The sequence below is a fragment of the Candidatus Clavichlamydia salmonicola genome, from assembly GCF_015356765.1.
Classification (GTDB): Bacteria; Chlamydiota; Chlamydiia; order Chlamydiales; family Chlamydiaceae; genus Clavichlamydia; species Clavichlamydia salmonicola.
The window spans coordinates 57,809-73,250 of the sequence record NZ_WTCQ01000002.1; the positions used below are offsets into that span (position 1 = coordinate 57,809).

At 32.7% G+C, this 15,442-nt stretch carries 11 protein-coding genes; 4 read left to right on the forward strand and 7 right to left on the reverse strand.

Translation table 11 applies throughout. The annotated features are described in order from the left end of the window. Positions 1-6: 6 nt before the first annotated feature. The 3 genes from mgtE to CLAVI_RS02350 form a co-directional block, all read right to left on the reverse strand. On the reverse strand, positions 7-1,419 hold the full coding sequence (gene mgtE / locus CLAVI_RS02340) for a magnesium transporter (protein ID WP_194843992.1): 1,413 nt from the start codon (positions 1,417-1,419) through the stop codon (positions 7-9). Positions 1,420-1,469: 50 nt separating this feature from the next. Continuing rightward, a complete protein-coding gene (locus tag CLAVI_RS02345) occupies positions 1,470-3,620 on the reverse strand; it encodes a tetratricopeptide repeat protein (protein ID WP_194843993.1) in 2,151 nt (716 codons plus the stop codon). A 204-nt stretch (positions 3,621-3,824) separates the two neighbouring features. Then, positions 3,825-5,960, reverse strand: a complete 2,136-nt coding sequence (locus CLAVI_RS02350; protein ID WP_194843994.1) for a hypothetical protein — start codon at positions 5,958-5,960, stop codon at positions 3,825-3,827. Positions 5,961-6,277: 317 nt separating this feature from the next. Here CLAVI_RS02350 and pyrG point away from each other — a divergent pair, with 317 nt between their 5' ends. Genes pyrG through zwf form a run of 3 tightly spaced genes read left to right on the forward strand, consistent with a single transcriptional unit; the run spans position 6,278 to position 9,829 of the window. Beyond that, the gene (gene pyrG, locus CLAVI_RS02355) at positions 6,278-7,897 is read left to right on the forward strand and encodes a CTP synthase (protein WP_194843995.1); all 1,620 of its coding nucleotides are present in this window, start codon (positions 6,278-6,280) and stop codon (positions 7,895-7,897) included. After that, positions 7,894-8,334 (forward strand): Holliday junction resolvase RuvX, encoded by a 441-nt coding sequence (gene ruvX / locus CLAVI_RS02360; RefSeq protein WP_194843996.1) that lies wholly within the window; start codon positions 7,894-7,896, stop codon positions 8,332-8,334. The genes pyrG and ruvX overlap by 4 nt, the downstream gene beginning before the upstream one ends. A gap of 16 nt (positions 8,335-8,350) precedes the next feature. After that, positions 8,351-9,829 carry a glucose-6-phosphate dehydrogenase gene (gene zwf, locus CLAVI_RS02365; RefSeq protein ID WP_194843997.1) on the forward strand — a complete coding sequence of 493 codons (1,479 nt, stop codon included), beginning with the start codon at positions 8,351-8,353 and terminating at the stop codon, positions 9,827-9,829. 4 nt (positions 9,830-9,833) lie between these two features. On the opposite strand, the gene CLAVI_RS02370 is transcribed toward zwf, so the two are convergent. Next, a complete protein-coding gene (locus tag CLAVI_RS02370) occupies positions 9,834-10,922 on the reverse strand; it encodes a hypothetical protein (protein ID WP_194843998.1) in 1,089 nt (362 codons plus the stop codon). Positions 10,923-11,220: 298 nt separating this feature from the next. Beyond that, positions 11,221-12,570: a hypothetical protein gene (locus CLAVI_RS02375; protein ID WP_194843999.1), complete on the reverse strand. Its 1,350-nt coding sequence runs from the start codon at positions 12,568-12,570 to the stop codon at positions 11,221-11,223. Positions 12,571-12,990: 420 nt separating this feature from the next. On the opposite strand from CLAVI_RS02375, the gene CLAVI_RS02380 reads away from it, so the two are divergent. Continuing rightward, on the forward strand, positions 12,991-13,167 hold the full coding sequence (locus tag CLAVI_RS02380) for a hypothetical protein (RefSeq protein WP_194844000.1): 177 nt from the start codon (positions 12,991-12,993) through the stop codon (positions 13,165-13,167). 249 nt (positions 13,168-13,416) lie between these two features. Here CLAVI_RS02380 and CLAVI_RS02385 read toward each other — a convergent pair whose 3' ends face one another. Beyond that, on the reverse strand, positions 13,417-14,406 hold the full coding sequence (locus CLAVI_RS02385) for a dipeptidase (protein WP_194844001.1): 990 nt from the start codon (positions 14,404-14,406) through the stop codon (positions 13,417-13,419). 26 nt (positions 14,407-14,432) lie between these two features. Next, entirely contained in the window at positions 14,433-15,353 is a 921-nt protein-coding gene (locus CLAVI_RS02390) for an L-threonylcarbamoyladenylate synthase (protein WP_194844002.1), read from the reverse strand. Between the last annotated feature and the right edge of the window lie 89 nt (positions 15,354-15,442).

Below are 15,442 nucleotides of genomic sequence, written 5' to 3' on the forward strand. Positions count from 1 at the left end.
GATTTGTTAAGAAAAAAAACAAACATTAATAAATCCAGAAATAACAAAAAACATCGTCATGGATAATACATCATTAAAAGCAGTTACAATAGGACCTGAAGCAAGCGCTGGATCAACCCCTATACGAACAAAGAAAAACGGAGCAAAAACCCCAAGCCCTGTAGCTGTCAAAGACGCTCCCAAAACACCTGAAGCTACTGTATATCCAATCTGCAAGCTATTGGTAGCAAATTGCCCAATTCTAAAAAAGCTCATGAGATAAACGATGAAACCACATAGAATTCCCAAATTAACACCTGTTAGTAGCCCTATGGATAATTCTTTAATAATTGCATCCTTACGCTTACCCCTAGATAATACTCCAATAGCCATACTTCTGACTAAAATGGTACTACATTGGACTCCTACATTTCCTGACATACCATTAATCAATGGAATAAAGAAAATAATAAGACTCAATAATTTTGGTTCAATTTGCTGAAAATAAGACATTACTGCAGCACTAATAAGTCCTGCAAATAAAGTAACCAACAACCATGGAGCACGAGACAAAAATCGACGAAATGCATGATGATCATAATCACTAATACTTTCAATAGTCCCTGCTATTAAAGCTATGGTCTCATCTGCAATATCTTCGATAACTTCCACAATATCTTCATGAGTAATGACGCCTAGTAAAAAATTTTCATCACTGACTACAGGCAAAGCAGAAATTTTATATCTTTCTACAATATCTACAACTTCTTCACGAGTTGCATTAGGAGCTACCTGATGATCAATCTTAAGCATGATATTTTTTAACATCATTTCAGGTGGATTAATAATAAGGTTCCTTTCTGGAACATATCCTTGCAACTCGCCTTTATGATCTAAGATAAATACAATCCGAGCAAGGTCAATACCAGGATTACCTCGCATAAAATTAGCTACTTCTAAAATAGTTGTATTTGTAAGAAAAGCAAAAAATTCATTGGTCATTAAACGACCTGCTGTATTCCGTCCGTGCTTTTGAAGCTCCTTAATCTTTGCTGCCTTTTTAACATCAAGCATTTCTAAAACTTTACGATATCGACGATTAGGAATATCTTCTAATACCCAAATCACTTCATCTGTGGGCATTTTTTCTATTAAAGAACAAACTTCTAAATCAGATAAGCGACGAAAAATAGCACAGCGAGTAACACCATCTGTGTTAATAATAAAACAAACTTTTGCAGCTGCACAAGGTAAGTTCTCATACAATACTACTCTTGCTGCAGAGGGTAAATATGAAGCTGCATAAGCCAAATCTATTGGATTATATTTTAACGCAATTTTAGCTACATCATGCAGTAAAACATGAGAAGTGGTGTGATGAAAGGCATGCTCTAAACGGGAAATTAATTCATCATCTAAATGGTTTGTTTTTGTGTCCATAATACTTTTACCAGATACTCAGAAAGTTGTATGGTGATCATTTTAGTTATTTATGCTTGTTGTTCTCTGGATGATTCACATTGCTCCAGGAGTTGTAGAAATTCAGGTTTTTTTTGTAAATTAGAAAAATGTTTTTCTTCTAATAAAATTTCTCTTGAAGGAAGAGCTTTAAACAAATAAGCCTTTTTTAAGTATGTTACTGCAAGGTCATCTTTTGCTTCTTTTGAATAAAAACACGCTAAATGATAATGCGCTTCTATATTACCTAACCCTACAGCCTGTTTAAAAAATTTTTCAGCCCTAACCTTGAAATCATTACGAAATTTATCTAAACAGGAAAGCTCAAAACATACTCTTCCTAAAAGATTCCAGAAAATATCATTTTCTTTTTCAAAATGCAATAAAGTAGCTAAAATATCTTCAGCTTGGTTAAGTTTTTTCAAATTAACTGAAAATTTTCCTGAAAAAAAGAGCGCTAAAGCTAAATAATAATAAGTTTGGACTGAACTTTTCAAATTATGAGCTTGTAGTAAACATTCAATCGCTTGATCATAGTAATCAATATGTTGAGTACAGTTACCCAACTCTATAAGCACGCATCCTTGATTATAAATAGCTTCAAAACTTTCTTTGTATAAATCACTAGAAAGACAAAAACATTTTAAAGATTTTTCTAAAAGAATAAATTTGTCATCAAACTTAATTAAGGATTCCTCTTTGTCTTTTTTTAAATTATGTAAACATAATATAACTACTCCATATTCATTAACATAAATATGTGAACAAGGCTTAGATTGAGTTAAAAAATGAATTTCTTTTTCTGCTTTTTCAAGTAATGATACACTTAATTTATAATTTCCTTGAATCAAATAAGCATGAAATAATCCATGGCGAGCAATACTAAGAAATGGACTTAACTCTAATGATTCTTTAAAAAATTTAACTGCTTTATCAAAATCTTCATCATCACCAAAATAAAGCGCTCGGCATAAAAAGGCCATTCCTGCTCCATAAAGAAGAAAAGGATGTGTTTGATTTAATTTCAAAGCAGCTTGTATCCGCACCAATCCTTCCTTAATTAAATTAGGATCTTCTAGAAAAATACCTAGAATGGACAAACCTAAGCTTAATAGTGCTGAAAGATAAAATGGATCTGCTACTTGACACTGTATTGATGTCAATTTTTCTAAACCTAGTTCTAAATCCTGCGGAGCCTTAAATATCCAACTAGCAAAGACAAACATTTCACCCCATAAAAGCCATATATTGGCGTCCTCTGTCAAAATAAGAACAGCTTGATGAAAAATTTTATCAGCTTGATAAAAGTCTTCTTTTTTATGAGTTAAGTCAAAAAATCGACGCCCTACTATTGCATATATACTCCAGCCTCGAAGATATTCAGGTCGATCAGAAGTTCTTGTAGGTGTTTGTAAATAAAAAAGAGCTTTTTGTAATAAAAATTTGCTTTTTTTAAGAAATTTTACTTCTCCTAAAAAAAAAGCTGCGTCTGCAAGAGCCTCTGCATAATCAAGATAAAATGGATGAGAAAAAGCTCCTTTTTCTTCTGCTTTATTAAAATATTTTAAAGATTCTGAAATGTCTAATATATCTTGACTAGAACATGCAGTAAGATGAAGGTGCCTTCCCCAAGCATGATAAAGCTCTTTTAAAATATAATCTTGAATAACTTGAGTAGTAGCTACTGTCTTTGCAGATAAAAAAAATAATGATGCTGTATCACTGTGAGCCATCTCTCGACTTATACTAAACAAAACAGCAAAAATACGCGCAGTCAATAATAAAGCTGCAAAATCCTTCCCAAATCGAACTGTATCTGATGTCTGAGCCAAAACTAATTTACCAGCAGCTTCAGTTAAAGATTCTATATGTTTATAGTGAGAACCATAATGAAATAGCAACAATGCTTGCCCCCACAAGATTTCATAATCATGACCAGCTAAAGCAGTAGAAAAATCAAGGGTTTCTTGAACTGTTTCATAAATATTTTCTATATACACCTTAGTTATCATTTGGTGAATACTACTCAATGCTTGAGATTTTTTTCTTTTAAAAGAAATTTCTGAAGTAAGATTTACTAAATTGCATTTCAGTATAACTGGGGTAAACCGGCTAACTGATACATCTATATCAGCACGATGAAAAGCTGTGGAAGCATGATTTGAATGAGAAAAAAATTCCATAACAACGCCTATTCTATAAGCGCAGCACTTTTCACTCAATACAAAGAAGCCTTCTTTAAAAAAGGTTTTAGATATTAACTCTTTATTTCATAAGAAATAAAGCTCTCTATCTTTTTTTTCTTATGAAATAAATACCCTTGAACCTAGCTTAAAAAAGCTAAAACAAGGGCATCATATTTTTTTCTACAAGTTTTTTGCTATAACCTACAGCTTTACTTTGCCAGAATGTAAGGAAAGAGCATTCTTTTTATGCATATGAGTAATTTTAAAAGAATTAATAAAATGCTCATAATCTTTCTTTGCAGTAGCAGCCTGTTTGCCACTATCTTTATAGACTGTAAATATTTGATAAAGAATATTATCCATAGAAATTAATTCTCCCTTAAACATCAATCCAGCATTTTTTACATGGAACTCCAGAGCATGAAAACCTTGCACTTCTTTTGATTTCATCAAAAGAACTCTAGAATCTGGTAACGCTAGTAACATTCCTGAAAAACCTTCCTGTAGATTTGCCTCAGGATCTTTAATCTTAATATTAGCTGGATACTCCCAAACTGAAATAACATAAACAGCGTCAACACTTGGCTCACTAATATATGTTTCATAAAATATTTTTGTCTCTGGATTGGCTATTTCAATAATTTGTTTAGAATGTTCTGGCTTTAGAGGCAATGAAATACTAAAACCACTTTCTTTAAAATCAAATCTACTCCAATGATGACTCGGAGGAACCTCTCCTTCTAACTTCACTGATTGATTATCACTAATAGTCATCATTAAAGGATTAAATTGAGAAGTTTCTATCATCTTTTTAGAAAACAAAAGACCTGTGTTTGGCTCTTTATACTCAGGAAACATTTTTTTTTCTCTTTCTTTTAAAAGACGAGGCTTCAATGTCTTGTCTTTTTGAGAAACATGCTCTTGCATTACATTAATGGGGCAATTAGCTTTTTGTTCATCTTGCAAAGCATCTTCTTTTCTAGGAACATAATATTTTTTAACTAACAAAGATTTATATCCACAAGCTGGACATTCCTGATTGCCTATTTTTTGAGATTGAATATCAATAGCGTAGAAGCTTTTCTTACAATAAACACAAGAAATTTCTTGTTGAAAAGATGTTGTATTCTCTTTAGTAATATTGACAGATTGATTTCCCTCTAACTGTTGCTGAATACTACGTTGAGAATCTCGTGTTTCTAAGTCTTCATAATAATATAAGCCAGCTAAGGAAATATCTTTCGTTTTCTCTTTTTTAGCACCACCTAGCTTGCTCTTTAATGCGTTCAAGAACCTTGATATCAATGATTTTTTATTTTCTTTTGTTTCAGAATGAGCCTCTTTATCTGTCTTTTTTACAGAAACAGGTATGCTCTTCGTCTCTTCAACTTTATGGCTTAACTGTTCAGTAGATGATTCATCTTCTTCAATAAAACTATTTTCATCCTCATACTGATCAACCTCTTCTTCTTCAGAAAGAGTTCGTTGCTGAACTGCATGCGCTTTAGATTGACTTAAGAATGTCATTCTATTGTGATGACTAGTTTCCAACTCTCCATCTTCATCTTCAATCTCCCATATGTCTTCAGAATCCTCTGTTTGGACTAGTTCTTCATTATGTCCTAATGCAGCTCCATGCACTTTAATGATTACTCCTTGATCATCAATAATGCCAAGTCTTTTATATTGATGATAACAACGTGAACGTCTTGACACAGACTTAGTTTTTTCTCCATCTGTCCTTCTTTGAAGAAAATTGATAATTGAACTTAAGTTAAAATTGTTCCATACGCCTTCATTAGCCTTGGATTCAACAGCTTTCCTATTTCTGTAAACATATCTGCTAGAACGGGCTCCTTTTTTACTAACTTTTACAGCTCCTTTTCTCTTCACATCTGATTGTGAATAGGTTCTGGAAAATAACTGATGCTCTGGACAAGATTTTTCTATAAATGCACCTGCTACAACAATATTTTCTTGTGGTCTATTATTAAAAAATGCTGACGTAGTGTTTTTTTGAGCCTCTTGAATAGGATCCATCTCTGCTGAAATATTATCTAAAAACTGTCCACTTTTTCTTGTTGTGGAATATGTCTTGATCGTAGCAGGAGATTTTTTTTTCTGTTCTTTCCGATTCCTCCGCCAAAAACGAAGAAACCCTTTCTCTTCCTTATTTTCATTTTTTTCTTTTTTATCGATCTTATTAGCATTTTCATTATGAGTACTGGCGCACAAGTCTATTAGAGACCTATCACTTGAAGCGAAAGAAGAAACTCCTAAAATCAAAAAAGAAGCAAAACAAACTTTAATAAGTAAACTGCATTTAAAAGAGCGCATAAAAAAAAAGACCAACAAAAAATAAAAAAATTTATAATTACTATTATTGCAGTCATGATTTTTTTTATAAACTATAATTAAAAAATTCTATATTTTATTAAGAATAAAAAATTATTGTGTTTTTTAAATGTTTTTTGTGATAATTCAGCTGTTTCATTGAGCTAGCTTTATTTCAATGAAAACTAATGAGCATCAAAAAAAAGATCCTTATTTTCCCTATCTATGCTTATTACCAAAACCTTATAAAGACCTTTATAAAAGCATTGGAAGATCATGAGCTATCTTCTCTAAGAATTAAAGTGCATGGAGTTTAACATATGATATTTAAGAGCATTTTTATTACTGGTGGAGTACTTTCTTCTCTAGGAAAAGGTTTAACTGCGGCTTCTTTAGCTTTACTTTTAAAACAAGCAGGCCATCGCGTAGCACTCTTAAAATTAGATCCTTACCTAAATGTTGACTCTGGAACCATGAATCCTTACGAGCATGGAGAAGTGTATGTTACTGAAGATGGGATGGAAACAGACCTTGATCTTGGACACTACTATCGTTATACAGGACTACCATTAGGACAGCACTCCATTGCTACAGCAGGATCAATTTATGCTTCTGTTTTAGGAAAAGAAAGAAAAGGTGATTACCTTGGCTGCACAATACAAATCATTCCACATATTACCCATGAAATCAAACAACGCATCATAGCTTGTGCTCATACTGCCAATGCTGAAATTGTTTTAGTAGAAATAGGTGGAACTGTTGGGGACATGGAATCCCTATCTTTTTTAGAAGCTATTCGACAATTCTGTCTCGAAAGAGCTGATAGTTGCTTTAAAATACATATGACCTATATTCCTTACTTAAAAGCAGCTGGAGAATTAAAAACAAAACCAACGCAACATTCAGCTCAAACCCTAAGAAGTATTGGCATAATTCCTGATATGATCATTTGCAGATCCGAAAAACCATTAAACCATGATATCCGTAAGAAAATTGGTCTATTTTGTAACGTTTCTGTAGATGCAGTATTTGAATTACTAGATGTAAAACATTCTATTTATGAAATTCCTGTTTTATTACGTGATCAAAATATCCTAAATGTTATCTGTAAATCTCTAAATATTCCACACCTGGCTATTCAATTACCTGAATGGGAAACATTAATTTATAAGCTTAAAAATCTTACTCACAATATTCGCATTGGAATTGTTGGAAAATACCTTAAGCATCAAGACGCTTACAAATCTGTCTTCGAAGCACTTAATCACGCTTCCATTCACTTAGGCTCTAAAATAGAGATTGTAACTATTGATGCTGATGATGATGCAATGGAAAACTTACTTAAAACCTGCCATGGCTGTCTTGTTCCTGGAGGCTTTGGTCCCCGTGGATGGGAAGGCAAATTAAAAGCAGTAAAATGGTGTAGAGAAAATAATTTACCATTTTTTGGAATCTGTTTTGGTATGCAAGCAATGGCGGTAGAATTTGCCAGACATGTTCTTAAACTAAATAATGCTAATTCTACAGAAATTGATAATACCACTCCTTACCCTGTTATTTGTCTAGAAGCAGAACAAGTTGGCATTAGTGACTTAGGTGGCAGTATGCGCCTAGGCAATTACAATTGTATCTTAAAACCCCAATCAAAAGCATTTAAAGCTTATCAAACAAATACCATTACAGAACGTCATCGCCATCGCTATGAAGTTAATCAAAATTTTGTTTCCTTATTTGAAGAACATGGACTTAATATCAGTGGAACCCATCTTATTAACGATAATACAACCTTGTGTGAAATTTTAGAATACCCCAATCATCCTTGGATGGTTGGAGTTCAATTTCATCCTGAATTTCTTTCACAACCCACAGCACCTCATCCTTTATTTACTGAATTCATCAAAGCTAGCATTGCTTACTTCAATGAAGAAAAAAATCTATGAGTTCTATTGCTGACTTAAAACAACAAACAGGTCGTATCATTGCTTTAGACTATGGTCTTCGTCGTATAGGCATTGCTATTTCTGATCCATTAAGAATAATGGCTCTTCCTCAAGAATGTTTTTACTGGCTTAAAACTTTTGAAAAAACAGTAGAAGCCCTAGCTGTAATGCTCAAAAAATATGATCCTTCTTTGATTCTTATTGGTAACCCATTAAAATTAAATGGTGAAGCTGGAACATTAATTGACGATGTATACCGCTTTGAAGCATCTTTAAAAAAAACAATTTTATGCCCATTCCTCCTTTGGGATGAGCGACTTACATCTAGAGAGGCAGATAAATTGCTTAAAGATGCTTCTTTAAATAGAAAAAAAAGAGCTGGTCTGAAAGATTCATTGTCTGCAGTATTGATTCTGCGTAGTTTTTTGGGTTATTAATAACAGGAAATTTAGCATGTGTTCAAAAGCAAACACTCAAAATAATAAACCCACTTCCATCATGGTCTTATTTGGAGCTACAGGAGACCTAGCTTCTCGTAAAATTATCCCTGCTCTTTATACATTATTTGAAGCAAATGCTTTACCAGCAGATTTTCGTTTAATAGCCTTTGCGCGAAAAGAACAAACTGCTGCTATTTTTTGCCAAAAACTCGCTGAAAAAATTGTAAAATTTCTCCCATCTTTTGATAAACAAGTTTGGTCAAATTTTTCTTCTTGTATAGATTACTGGCAATCTGAATTTGATGATGACAGTAGGTACCAAGCATTAGACTTATTCCTTAAACAGATACAACTAAAATATAACCCAATAAATCAAGTTCTTTTTTACCTTGCCACTCCTCCAGAATATTTTCCTCTCATCATAGAAAAGTTAAGCATTAACAACTTATTAAAAAATGATGATGGCTCTTTACTAAATAATGTAATGATAGAAAAACCTTTTGGTAAAGACTTAGAAAGTGCGCTTGAACTGCGTACACACTTAGATAAGCACCTTCAGCCTGAACAAGTTTACCTAATAGATCACTACCTTGGAAAAGAAACAGTACAAGGCATTCCTTCTTTACGATTTTCTAATACCTTGTTTGAATCTTTCTGGAACAAAAATTTCATTCAATCTGTACAAATCATCATTTCAGAAAAAGAAAGTATTGGAAGCCGAGGCAATTTCTTTGATAAATCTGGAACTCTAAAGGATATTATACAAAACCACTTGCTGCAACTTTTAACTATGGTGGCCATAGAACCTCCCCTGTCTTTTACAGCAGAAGATCTTCGTAAAGAAAAAATTAAGATCATGCAATCTTTACGTAAAGCAGATGGTCCTTCGCCTTCTTTATTTTTCCGTGGTCAATATGCAGGAGGTACATCTCCTGATGGCACCCATATTAACTCCTATCAAGAAGAAGACTTCGTTATGGCTCAATCTTCAACTGAAACCTTTGTTGCCATTAAAACCTTTATTGACAATCACCGCTGGGATGGAGTCCCTTTTTACTTAACTTCTGGAAAAGGATTAGCTGAACGTTTTGCTGAAATTAGAATTTTTTTTAAAGAGCCTTCAAAAAGCGCTCAAACATTTTATGAAAAGAAAAACTATACTCAAGAATGCCTTGTAATCAATTTACAACCAGAAGAAAGTCTTTCATTTTCATTCCAATCAAAAGCACCTGGCTTAACAGATCATTGCAACAATGTTACTGCTAAGTGTAATTTCAGAGATTTTTTTGAAAAAACAGTCTTTGATGCTTATGCCCGTTTAATTAGAGATGCACTTTATGAAGACAAACACTTATTTGTAGATATGGAAGAAGTAATGACCGCTTGGAATTGGCTAAATCCTATTATAAAAAAATGGAAGCAATCCAGCAAAGATCTCTTCTTGTATCCTTCAGGATCAAAATATGAAGATCTCTTATCAAAACTTTTTTGATAAATCAGCAATCAGTAGCGCCTGGTAAAGTATCTTCCTGATACAGGTCTAATGATGGATAATTAATGGCCATAGAACAATCGCCATATTCATCGTAAGAAGGTGGAAATTCATCAGGAAAGATATGAGCATAATCAGGGGGAGGTGTACAGTACTGTGGAGGTAATTCCCACAACCATAAATGAAATTTTTCTCTAGCAGAACAAAGAGACCAGTAAGTTTCAAACAAAGCAAAACTCATTGGTGATTTTTTAAACTCTTCTATATCTGATCCTGCAAGCATAAAATAATCCTTAAATTTACTCATACTTTTATGTTTACGCATATTCACGAGCAAAGCAACCATACCTGTAATGATAACGCCCATACCTATATAAAAAGCGTATGATATAGCTGATACACACAGCCCTGATTGCAATGAAGCTACTATTAAACTGATTCCTGAAAACATAACAAGAATAGCACCAGCAAGCATAAAAGCTTTAATAGCAATGGATTGCGAATAATAATAACGTTCTATAGTACATATAAGGATGATTTTATTTTTTGCAAAAATAAGATACTTACACATATCTTGAAAATTTTTGAGTATATAATCTAAAGAAAACTTCCCTCTTCTATAAGCGCCTTGTTGCCAACACTCCCAATGCTCTTCATTATTTATGGCTTTCATGGTTTTTAAATCATGGCATTGCCTCATAATTCGGTAAAGATTTTTTGCACCAGAAATTAGTTTAACTAATATCAAAAGAGTCATTATAGAGCCTAAAATCATAACTCCATAGCTTCCATAAGCAGATGAAAATAATAAACCTATACCTGTAGCAACTATTGCAGATATAAAAAAACAAGATATTTGCCATACCTTTTGAGTTTGTAACAGCTCTTTCATAGTTTTGATTCTTTTATAACAAACTGGAAATAAAAGATTAATGTTATCATCTAGCAAAAATGAATCTCTTTCTCTAAATGCTTCAATTCTTACTATTTCCTTTTCAGTAAGTTGTTTGTCAAATTTAATACTAGCAAATTCATAGCATAAGCGACTGTAATAGGCTTTAGTTATTAAGAAATTTTTAGTTTGATCTATCATCAACATAACCTTCAAGCGTATAAAATGATCGAAAAATACATAATCAAGATACTCCAAAGCTATTTGTAGGAATTTTTGAAGCACAAAAATAGATTTGGATCACTTTTTACTCATGAATTCAGCATATAACGACATGATTGTCCTGTAAAGAACATAGTAAAGCTGGTATTACCATTACACACCTACTCTTGTATTAAAGACAATAAGCCTATAAGCCATGCAAGACCTTGGTGAAATCTATCTAATCAAATTTTATTAAAAAAAAACTATCTAAGCATTACCTTCAAGGTCCTTGCTACTAATTTCCCTGATCATCAAATTTTTCTGATCCAAGCATTACAACTTGATAATGTCCCCATGGAACATCTTTAGAATATATTGGAAGGGAAGTACATAAATTTATTGGTACTACTTCAGATGTTGAAGAATTATCTACCTTCAATAAGCCTTTCCCAAAAGCTGCATCCTTAGGATAAGCAGGCAAGTCATTTATTTTATGCTTTGCATGATGCCTTGGAGTCTTCATAGTAAGAGTATATGAAGGAGGCAAGCAGTTACTGACCTCCTCATAAGATGGGGGCGCTAAACAAGCGTAACTTTGTCTTAACATACTAGCTTCACTCCTTTGCAAAATAAGCAAGGCTTGCCTATCAATAAGTGTACCATCTACAACCTCTGAAGCAGAAGAAGGTTCTGATAATAGTGCTGGATCTGGCACAGAAGCTGCATCAAGGATATATTCATGACATATTCTTCTAGCCTTCATTAAGTGGACCATAGCCACAGAAGCTTTATAAATAGCACCATTTCTATCTTCATTATTCAAATGACAACACTTACTCTTAAGCTTCGCATAAATTTTTTTAATAGTAGACTCCAATGAAGAAAACGTTAAGATCATCGCTAAACCAAAGCCAATACCAAGGCCTACATAGCCTGTGCTAATTAGAGCTATTGGTAATCCTGCGCCTGAGATTGCCATCCCACCTACTATTATAGTCATAAGTAATGTAGCCACTAAAAGTAAACGAAAGATGTTCAATTTTATCTCTTTAAAAAGATCTAAACTAGCCGCTTGACCTATATTTTTTGCAGCTTCAGTAAGATCTGCAGAAATAGCTTGATACCATCCTCTATTGTAAGTATCACCCATTGTATGCGCACTCATCCAGCCATTTGTCCAATCATGTTCTAGATTCATTTCTTTTAGATGCGATCTTATAGCTTTTATTTGCTGGACAATTCTTTTCATCTTACAAACTTTACTAATGATTTGCCCAACAACTATTAAAGAACTGATACTTGCAATAACCACCATTCCATATACAGAAGCATGTGGCATAATTAATAATAAAACGCCCATCACTACCGCTATAGTACTCAACATAGAAAAAAACAATCTTGCATAACTTGATGGACAAATTTGCTGAAACCAAGAAGAACAATTATCTACAGAAAAATATGGACTTCTTAGCTGATCCTGAGTCTGAATGCGATTTAAAAGATCCTCATGTTCATGTCTTGCTAAAATATCATCGAATCCAACAATTTCTTTACCTTGTAAAGATATTAGATCTAATTGAGCACAAAGTGCATTATAACGATTTATGCTAACTAATGGAATGCTTCTATAACTATTATCGATCACTATATGAATACTCTAATCAAAAATTAAAAGCATTTTACATGAAAAATATCATTAAAATCAATTAATTAATATACAACACGCGAAATTATATTGTTTTTATAAACAAACAATTACATTAAAATAATTTTTATTTATAAGATGTTGTCTTCTATCCAATAATAATGCTAAAAAGGACTTCTTGTGAATACTCAATAAGACTATTTATAAGCAACATTACTATTGGAAAACCTTCATCATTTTATTTAATACTCCCTTTCAGTCATTTTTATATAATGAAAGTAGTATTTTATTTAAAACATAAATTCAGAATGATTATAAATAAAATAATAAAAAATATTCCGAAAGCATAAAAGCTATATTCTTTTCTTGACATCCTTATAATCTATAAAATTTCTTAAAAAAATTATTTTAGATAAAAAAATGTCAAATAAAAGCGTTGTTAGAGCAACTATACCATATAAACAAAAAGACGAAATAGGTATTGATATAATGCCAGGAATAAGTATGGCTATCCCTAAAATCTACAAACTTCGTTGCGCTTTATCTTCACCAAGAATTCTACTAATAGGACTCTTACATACTTTTAAAGGACATTAAGAATCAATTAATCTGCCTTCTAATAGAATTTTTCTTAAAATCTGCTCAGACATAGCTATAGATTGTTTTAACTAATCTTTTTCTGAAATTTTTCCTGATAACTTCATTGTGAATGTAGCTAATAAATTATGGCGATTTCTAGTCCTTGCTGGTAAAGGAATACCTTGTATTATAACAAAAAAAAGCATTAACTACATGCATATAATCAAGAACAATATATAAATATTAATTATTTAAATTAAATATATATTAATTCGTCATTTGTAATTTTATTGGAACTCTTTGAGTTAAGAATTGTATTACATTATTAGCTATTATTTTTTGAGTAAGATCAGGGGAAAGATAAACAGCTATTTCTTCAGCAACATCACTTAAACATCGAGAGGATCCGTATCCTTTATGATATACATCAATCTCTTCTGGTAATGATCTATTTCCATAAAACCAACAAGAAAAAAAATCACTCCCAAAGCATAGGGCATCTTCTGCGCCCAACTCTAACAACTCTATAATTTGTCTTTTTAGAGACGACTTAAACTCTTTACCTAAAAAAGATTTTAGAAAATTTAATCCTATTAGGCCACCTTTTTTAACAAGAATTTTGACCTGTTCAGGAGTAAGATTTCTAGGATGAGTTACAATTGACCGAAGATTTGAATGACTAGCTAGCAGCTGGGCTTGTGGATGGCGAGCTTCAACATAATCCACCACATCATAAAACACTTGATCTGAAGAATGACTAAAATCTATAGGAATTTTAAGGTCTACTAAAAGATCGATAAGTACTTTTCCATCTGCTGTAAGACCTTTTTTAGAAAATGGGCCTCCACCAAATCGACTGTCTGAATTCCACATTAAACCTACATACGCTATAATAAATTCATCAGCATATGCCCTTAAACGTGTTTCTAATACCTTTAAATTGTCATTTTCTTCACAAAGCCCTGATGCATTTTCAAAAGCCAACATCAATGCAGTTTTATCTTTAGTCAATATGATAGAGGAATCTTTATAAATAGTCTTTACATAAGGATCTTGTATTTTACGATAATGAACAACTTGCTCTGAAGCAATATAACCACTTCCTGGCTTCGTATCAGTAAAGCAAGCACATATTTGCAAAGAAATTCCTCCTTCACGAAGAAAAGGCAAGGAACATCTAGATTCTGTGTCATAGGGAGAACGCCCTGGGGATGTTACTAAATAATCTAAAAGATCACAATGCATATCAATAATCATACTTACTCCTTAAAAAAACTTAATTATCAAGACAAACTAGCTCGAAAAATCCGATCCCATAAAGCAGGATTATTATCCAATTCTCGATTATATATGATGATAATTTCTTGAACATCTAACTTATCTGCCTCTCTAAGAGCACGATAAAAATTATATGCATGTGGATTTTTAATGATTGCTCTATATATTTTTGGGGATTGCTCTATATATTTTTGAGCATTTTCTTCTGATGAACAAAGATGTATTCGGGCGGTTGGAGCATAATGACGATACCGTGATCCTGGAGAAGCTACCATTTGTGCATCTTTTGACTTGTCATTAATTTTTTTCCCAAGCACTTCCTCAATCTCTTCACTAGTAACTACACCTGGACGACAAATCATTGGACAATCATTAAGTAAAGATAAGACAGTTGACTCTATCCCAATAGAACAAGCCTGCTCCCCTTCTAAAATTGCATCCAACCCTTTTGGAAAATCATGAATGATATGATCTATAGAAGTACTGCTTGGCTTACCTGAACGATTAGCTGAAGGACCAACAATAGGCGCTCCTACTGCTTTAATTAAAGATAATGTCATTGCATAGTTAGGCATTCTTACTGCCACAGAACTATGCCCTCCTGTTACAATTGCAGGAACAGAATGGTGCTTAGGAAGTAAGACTGTCAATGGCCCTGGGAAAAACGCTTCTGCCAATAAAAAAAAATCTTCAGGAAGATCCTTTGCAAGAAGATCTACATCCACTATATCAGCAATATGAACAATCAAAGGATTATCTGCTGGCCTACCTTTTAAAGAAAAAATCTTCTTAACAGAATCAATAGAAAAAACAACAGCACCTAATCCATAAACAGTTTCTGTAGGAAAAGCAACTATCTTGCCTTCTTTTAATAGCCTTGCTGCTTCATCAATGTCTTTAGAACCTTTTAAAACTTTTAAAACCATTATTAACTAAGAATAAAAAAAGGACCATCCTAACAGAACTGACTAAAAAACATAAGAAAAACATGCTTTAAAGTAGAACTATCGTGGCC